The organism is Streptomyces sp. SID11385, from assembly GCF_010548245.1.
Classification (GTDB): Bacteria; Actinomycetota; Actinomycetes; order Streptomycetales; family Streptomycetaceae; genus Streptomyces.
Genome location: NZ_JAAGLR010000507.1, coordinates 1 through 6,780, shown reverse-complemented (window position 1 = coordinate 6,780; position 6,780 = coordinate 1). Strand labels below are relative to the sequence as shown.

The window sequence follows — 6,780 nt, the reverse complement described above, 5'->3', positions numbered from 1 at the left end:
ACGCCGTGCAGCGTCGCGCCCGTACCGCCCGTCGCGCTCCCCCCGTCGGCGCCCGTCGTGCTCCCTCCCTCGGCGCCCGCCGTGCTCCCCCGCTCGCCGTCCGCCGAGTCGGTGACGCGGACGAGGGGGTCGTCGCGGGTGCTGAGCGCGGCGATGCCGACGACGAGCCCCGCGAGGAGGGCGACGCCGCCGAGCAGGAGGGCGAGGAGCGTCGCGCGGCCCGGGGGCCTGCCGCGCTCCCCGGAGACGTACCAGGAGGAGCCGGGCGCGCGGACCTCGGGGGTCCATGTGGCGCCGTCCCACCAGCGTTCGCCGTGGGTGCCGTGGGGGTCGGGGTACCAGCCCGGCCGGGCGGGGGGCGTCTCCATGGCGGCAACTTTAGGACGTTTCGCCCGTTCGGCCGGGTGAACTCACCCGGTCGCCGCGCCCGTTCCGGCGGACAGGAGCGCGCGGACCGGCCACGCGCCCCTCCCCCGCGTGCGGCACGGGGCCTCCCGCCGCGCGGGGCCGCTCCCCGTCAGGCCCCGCCGAAAGCGCTGTCCCGCTGGTCCGGGATGACGGAGCCGTCGTCGCGGCGCGCGGGTCCCTGGCTGCCGTCCTCCTCGGTGCGCGCGGTCGTCGCGCAGGGGTAGGCGTCCTTCTTGCGGGGCAGTGGCTCGATGAACATCGGGTTGACGAGCCAGCGGCCGTCCTCGTTGTCGTAGGCGCGGCACATGATCTCGTTCTTGTTGCGGTTGAGCACGAGGTGCGCGCCGGTCGCGTCGCCGACGAAGGTGACGTCGGTGTCCGCGTCGCCGCCGCCGATCGCGATGCGGTGGGCGAAGTCCTGCCGCTGCCAGGCGCGCGGGCCCTTCACGCCGAAGATCTCCTGGTTGATCCAGCAGCGCTTGCCGTCGATGTAGGGGATGTCGGCGCCCCGGGAGGCGGGTTCGCCGCCGCAGCCCTCGTTGACCGTCGTGATGCGGCCGCGCCGGTCGAGGAGGCTGCGGATGGCGATGGTGTGCTTCTTGTCGATGCCGATGCCCGCCGACCACACCTCGGTGACCGGTTCGGAGCCGGCCGAGACGATGTAGACGTCGAAGCCGGCGCGCTGGAGGGTGTGGACGAGGTCGCGCTGCTGCGCGTAGTAGCGCACGTAGCCCGCGATGGTGTGGGTGCCGACGCGCTGGGTGGCGCCGACGGGCGCGGCGAGGGCCTCGGCGCGGGCGCGGCGCGTGTAGTCGGTGAGTTCGGCGGGGGTGTGCCCGGCGAAGAGCTGGGGGACCCAGGCGTACTCGGGGACGGTGCGGCGGTGGTTCCAGGTGCCCGCGAAGGCTTCGGCGCCGCTCATGGTGCGGGCGGCGCTGCGGATCTCGAAGATCTCGTCGGCGCAGGCGGTCCGCTCCGAGGTGGGCAGCGGGGCTCCGGTGGGGACGTCGGTGCCGCAGGCCTCGGTGAGCGCGGCGGCGGCCTCGTCGGTGAGCCAGGCGCTCGTGTCCTTCCAGTCGCGCGGGCGCAGGATCTTGTCGTGCCGCAGGGACCAGGCGATCGTCGCGTCCGTGATGTCGTTCTTGGAGATCGTGTTGTCCCAGTCGAAGGCGGCGACGGGGCGCTGTCCTCCGTAGTGCTCGCTGGCGAGGGCCGGGTGGGAGCACGTGCCGCGCTCGTCGACGACGCGCTGGAGGGCGGCCCTGTTGTGCCCGTACCAGGGGAGCTTGGTGCTCAGCTGGGGGCAGTCCGCGCGGGGGGCGGGGGATTGGGCCTCGGCGGGCACGGAGGTGGCGAGCAGTGCGGCGGCGGCGAGGCCGAGCGAGGCGAGCAGGGGGGTGGTGCGGCGCATGGGGGGTCCGATCTGTCCGACGGCAGGGCGGAGCGCGGGGTCGCCGCCGTCCCGCGGACCGGGACACGGGTCGCGGGAGGGTGGCGGCCCCGGATGTCATGCACCGTACATCCCTGGTTCACAGGGGAGTTACGTACGCGCCGGAGATTCCGCCGTCCACGAGGAAGTCGGCGGCGTTGACGAAGGAGGAGTCGTCGCTCGCGAGGAAGGCGACGGCGGCGGCGATCTCGGTGGCCTCGGCGAAGCGGCCGACGGGGATGTGCACGAGGCGGCGCGCGGCGCGCTCGGGGTCCTTGGCGAACAGTTCGCGCAGCAGCGGGGTGTTGACGGGGCCGGGGCACAGGGCGTTGACGCGGATGCCCTCGCGGGCGAACTGCACGCCGAGTTCGCGCGACAGGGCGAGGACGCCGCCCTTGGACGCGGTGTAGGAGATCTGGCTCGTCGCGGCGCCCATGCGGGCGACGAAGGAGGCGGTGTTGATGATGGAGCCGCGCCGCTGCTGGCGCATGTAGGGCAGGACGGCCTGGCAGCACAGGTAGACGGAGGTGAGGTTGACCTCCTGGACGCGGCGCCAGGCGTCGAGTCCGGTGGTGAGGATGGAGTCGTCCTCGGGGGGTGAGATGCCCGCGTTGTGGAAGGAGACGTCGACGCTGCCGTACGTGTCGAAGGCCGTCTTGAAGAGGGCGGTGACGTCCTCGGGGACGGTGACGTCGGTCCGGCGGAAGAGCCCGCCGACCTCTTCGGCGACCGCCTTGCCGCTCTCCTCGTCGAGGTCCGCGCACACGACGTGGGCGCCCTCGGAGGCGAGCCTGCGCGCGGTCGCGAGGCCGATGCCGCTGCCCGCGCCCGTGACGACGGCGGTGCGGCCGACGAGGCGGCGGCAGACGGGGGTGTCCGTGACGGGGGGCGGCGTGTCCGCGCCGGGGGGCGTGTCCCGCTGTTCGCTCATGGTGGTCCTCAGCCTTCCGTGCTGATGAAGACGTTCTTGGTCTCGGTGAAGGCGGCGAGCGCGTCGGGGCCCAGTTCCCGCCCGAGGCCGGATTCGCCGTAGCCGCCGAAGGGGGTGTGGTAGCGGACGCTGCTGTGGGAGTTGACGGAGAGGTTGCCGGCCGCGATGCCGCGCGCGACGCGCAGCGCGCGGGCCCCGTCGCGGGTCCACACGGAGCCCGAGAGCCCGTACGGGGTCGCGTTCGCGAGCCGTACGCCCTCCTCCTCGCCGTCGAAGGGCAGCACGACGGCGACGGGCCCGAAGACCTCCTCGACCGCCACGGGGTCCTCCGGGCGCGCGCCGAGCACGAGCGTCGGCGGGTACCAGAAGCCCGGTCCCGTGGGTGCGCCGCCGCGGACGACGTCGAGGTCGGGGCCGACGTACGCCTCGACGCGCTCGCGCTGCCGCGCCGAGATGAGCGGGCCCATCTGCGTCGTGGGGTCGGCCGGGTCGCCGACGACGACGGCGCGCAGGGCCGGTTCGACGAGGGCGAGGAAGTCCTCGTAGACGGGCCGTTCGACGAGGACGCGGGTGCGGGCGCAGCAGTCCTGGCCGGCGTTGTCGAGGAAGGACATGGGGGCGGCGGAGGCGGCGGCTTCGAGGTCGGCGTCGGCGAAGACGAGGTTGGGGCTCTTGCCGCCGAGTTCGAGCGTCACGGGCTTGACCTGCTCCGCGCAGAGCGCCATGACGCGTTTGCCGGTCCGGGCCGAGCCGGTGAAGACGACCTTGCGCACGCCCGGGTGCCGCACGAGGTCCTCGCCCGCGCCCGGCCCGGTGCCGGGCAGGACCTGGAAGAGGTCGTCGGGCAGTCCGGCCTCCAGGGCGAGTTCGGCGAGGCGCAGGGCGGTGAGCGGGGTGGTCTCGGCGGGCTTGAGGATCACGGCGTTCCCGGCGGCGAGCGCGGGGGCGCTGCCCCAGCCCGCGATGGGCAGCGGGAAGTTCCAGGGGGCGATGACGGCGACGACGCCGAGGGGTTCGAGGAACGTCACGTCGATGCCGCCCGCGACGGGGATCTGCCGTCCCGTCAGCCGTTCCACTCCCCCGGCGGCGTACTCCAGGAGGTCGCGCACGTTGCCCGCCTCCCAGCGCGCGTTGCCGAGGGTGTGCCCGGCCTCGGCGACCTCCAGGCGGGCCAGCTCCTCGACGTGCGCGTCCACGACGGCGGCGAAGCGGCGCAGCAGGCGGGCGCGGTCCGCGGGGGCGAGCGCGGCCCAGCGCCGCTGCGCGGCACTCGCCCGGTGGACGGCGCGGTCGACCTCCTCGGGGGTGGCGGCGTGGACGGTGGCGAGGAGTTCCTCGGTGGCGGGGTTGAGGACGGGGAGAGGGGTGGGGGCGTCTGGCATGGCGGGGTCCTCGCGGGCTCGGCGGGGTGCGGGGGGACGGGGACGGGGCAGGCGGTACGGGGGCGAGGCGGCGCGGGCCTGGGAGGGGCGGGTCGCCCGGGCCCGTACCGGCGTACCGGCGTACCGGCGTACCGGCGTACCGCTCAGAGCCGTTCGAAGGAGCGGCGCAGTTCCCAGTCGGTGACGGCGGCGTCGAAGGCGTCGAGTTCGACGCGCGCCATGTTGGCGTAGTGGGCGACGACCTCCTCGCCGAAGACCTCGCGGGCGAGGGCGCTGTCCCGCCACAGCGCGGCGGCCTCGTGGAGCGTCGTGGGGACGTGCGGATAGTCGGCCTCGTAGGCGTTGCCCGCGCAGGGCTCGGGGAGTTCCAGTTCCCGCTCGACGCCGTACAGCCCCGCGCCGATCATCGCCGCGACGGCGAGGTACGGGTTGACGTCGCCGCCGGGCAGCCGGTTCTCGAAGCGCAGACCCTGCCCGTGGCCGACGACGCGGAAGGCGCACGTGCGGTTGTCGGGGCCCCAGGCGACGGCGGTGGGCGCGAAGGAGCCGGGGCGGAAGCGCTTGTAGGCGTTGATGGTGGGCGCGTACAGAAGGGTGAACTCGCGCAGCGCCGCGAGCTGCCCCGCGAGGAAGTGCCGCATGAGCGGCGACATGCCGAGTGGGCCCTCGCCGGGCATCGCTGAAGCGCCGTCGGCGCCCGCGAGGGAGAGGTGGATGTGGCAGGAGTTGCCCTCGCGCTCGTTGAACTTCGCCATGAAGGTCAGCGCGTGCCCCTCCTGGGCGGCGATCTCCTTGGCCCCGGTCTTGTACAGCACGTGCTGGTCGCACGTCGTGAGTGCTTCGTCGTAGCGGAAGACGATCTCGTGCTGACCGGGATTGCACTCGCCCTTCGCCGACTCGACGGTGAGCCCGGCGCCCGCCATCTCGTTGCGGATGCGGCGCAGCAGCGGCTCGATCCGGCCCGTGCCGAGCACCGAGTAGTCGATGTTGTACTGGTTCGCCGGGGTCAGCCCGCGGTAGCCCCGGTCCCAGGCCTGTTCGTACGTGTCGTTGAAGACGAGGAACTCCAGCTCGGTCCCGGCCCGCGCGGTGAGCCCGCGCCCGGCGAGGCGGTCGAGCTGACGGCGCAGGATCTGGCGCGGGGCGACGGTGACGGGGGAGCCGTCGGTCGTGGCGAGGTCGCCGAGGAGGAGCGCGGTGCCGGGGTGCCAGGGGACGCGGCGCAGCGTCGCGAGGTCCGGGGTGAGCGCGAAATCGCCGTATCCGCGCTCCCACGACGAACTCGCGTAACCGTCCACGGTGTTCATCTCGACGTCGACGGCGAGGAGGTAGTCGCAGCCCTCGGTGCCGTGCGGCAGCACCTCGTCGAGGAAGAACGGGGCGGCGAAGCGCTTGCCCTGGAGGCGGCCCTGCATGTCGGGGAAGGCGAGCACGACCGTGTCCACCTCGCCCGTCCTCACCTGCGCGGTCAGCGCCTCGACGCTGAGCGGAGCGGTACGGGCAGGGGCTGTGCGGTCCGCCACGGAGGTCTCCTTGGGTGAGCCGGGAACCTTAAGGTAGGGCGCGGGACCTTTGGACGGAAGAGGGCGGGGCCGTGTCCGGCTGGACGGAAGACGAGCGGGACGGCGGCCTCGGCCGGGTCCTGCGCCCCGTACGGGGCGGGAACGGTTTCGAGGAGGCCCTGGAACAGGTGCTCCAGGTGCTGCGCCTCGGCCTCGTTGCACCGGGTGAACGACTGCCGCCCGAGCGGGAGTTGGCGGAACGGCTGGCGGTGAGCCGGGCGACGCTGCGGGAGGTCGTCTCCGTACTGCACGCCGAGGGCCTGGTCGAGTCCCGGCGGGGGCGGTACGGGGGCACTTTCGTACGGGCCGGGGCGCGCGCCGCCCGGCGCGTCGGGGTGGACCTGGAGGACGTGCTCGCGCACCGCGAGGTCCTGGAGACGGGGGCCGCCGAGCTGTGCGCGCGGCGGGCCGTCGACCCCGTGCACGGGCCCGCGCTGCGGGCGTGGCTCTCGGCGCGCCTGACCGCGCTCGACGACGCCCCGCTCGCGCCCGTCGCGGCCTACCGGCGCGAGGACACGCTGCTCCACCTCGGCCTCGCCGAGCACACCGGGTCCGCCTCGCTCGCCGCCTCGTACGCCTCGGTGCGCGCGGCCGTCAACGACCTCCTCGACCGCATCCCGCTCCTCGTCCGGAGCCTGGAGCACTCCCAGGCGCAGCACTCCGCGCTCGCCCGGGCCGTCCTCGCGGGCGACGCGGACGGGGCGCGCGAGCGGATGCGGGAGCACTGCGCGGGCACGGCGGCGCTGCTGCGGGGCTTCCTGTCCTGAGCGCGGCCCCTGCCGCGGGAAACCCGCGCGACACAAAGGTATGGGACCGTACCTTTGAAGCGCGACGGGCGAGGGAAAGGTGGTCCGGGGTGTCCGAGGCGGCGTGGGACGCGGAGCCCGTCATCGGGATCAGCACGTACTGGGAGGCGGAGGCCCGCTGGGGCGAATGGACGCTCCCCGCCGCGCTGCTGCCCGCGCAGTACCCCGCGCTCGTACGGAAGGCGGGCGGCACCGCGGTGCTGCTGCCGCCGGACGCGCCCGCGCGCGCGGCGGGGCTCGTCGCGCGGCTCGACGGGCTCGT

At 74.4% G+C, this 6,780-nt stretch carries 7 protein-coding genes; 2 read left to right on the top strand and 5 right to left on the bottom strand.

Translation table 11 applies throughout. The annotated features are described in order from the left end of the window. The 5 genes from G3I42_RS15770 to G3I42_RS15750 form a co-directional block, all read right to left on the bottom strand. The coding region (locus tag G3I42_RS15770; protein WP_239096478.1) for a DUF2510 domain-containing protein at positions 1 to 368 on the bottom strand (368 nt) is incomplete at its 3' end. 149 nt (positions 369 to 517) lie between these two features. Further along, positions 518 to 1,819, bottom strand: coding sequence for a haloacid dehalogenase-like hydrolase (locus tag G3I42_RS15765; RefSeq protein WP_164286471.1), 1,302 nt, complete (start codon positions 1,817 to 1,819; stop codon positions 518 to 520). 118 nt (positions 1,820 to 1,937) lie between these two features. After that, positions 1,938 to 2,768, bottom strand: coding sequence for a 3-oxoacyl-ACP reductase (locus G3I42_RS15760; protein ID WP_164286469.1), 831 nt, complete (start codon positions 2,766 to 2,768; stop codon positions 1,938 to 1,940). Between the two features lie 8 nt (positions 2,769 to 2,776). After that, positions 2,777 to 4,150: an aldehyde dehydrogenase family protein gene (locus G3I42_RS15755; protein ID WP_164286467.1), complete on the bottom strand. Its 1,374-nt coding sequence runs from the start codon at positions 4,148 to 4,150 to the stop codon at positions 2,777 to 2,779. Positions 4,151 to 4,293: 143 nt separating this feature from the next. After that, on the bottom strand, positions 4,294 to 5,673 hold the full coding sequence (locus G3I42_RS15750) for a glutamine synthetase family protein (RefSeq protein WP_164286465.1): 1,380 nt from the start codon (positions 5,671 to 5,673) through the stop codon (positions 4,294 to 4,296). Between the two features lie 71 nt (positions 5,674 to 5,744). Here G3I42_RS15750 and G3I42_RS15745 point away from each other — a divergent pair, with 71 nt between their 5' ends. Together G3I42_RS15745 and G3I42_RS15740 are read left to right on the top strand one after the other, a co-directional pair. Beyond that, positions 5,745 to 6,479: a GntR family transcriptional regulator gene (locus tag G3I42_RS15745; RefSeq protein WP_164286463.1), complete on the top strand. Its 735-nt coding sequence runs from the start codon at positions 5,745 to 5,747 to the stop codon at positions 6,477 to 6,479. A gap of 89 nt (positions 6,480 to 6,568) precedes the next feature. After that, positions 6,569 to 6,780 (top strand): gamma-glutamyl-gamma-aminobutyrate hydrolase family protein (locus G3I42_RS15740; RefSeq protein ID WP_164286461.1); only part of this gene is annotated, 212 nt, incomplete at its 3' end.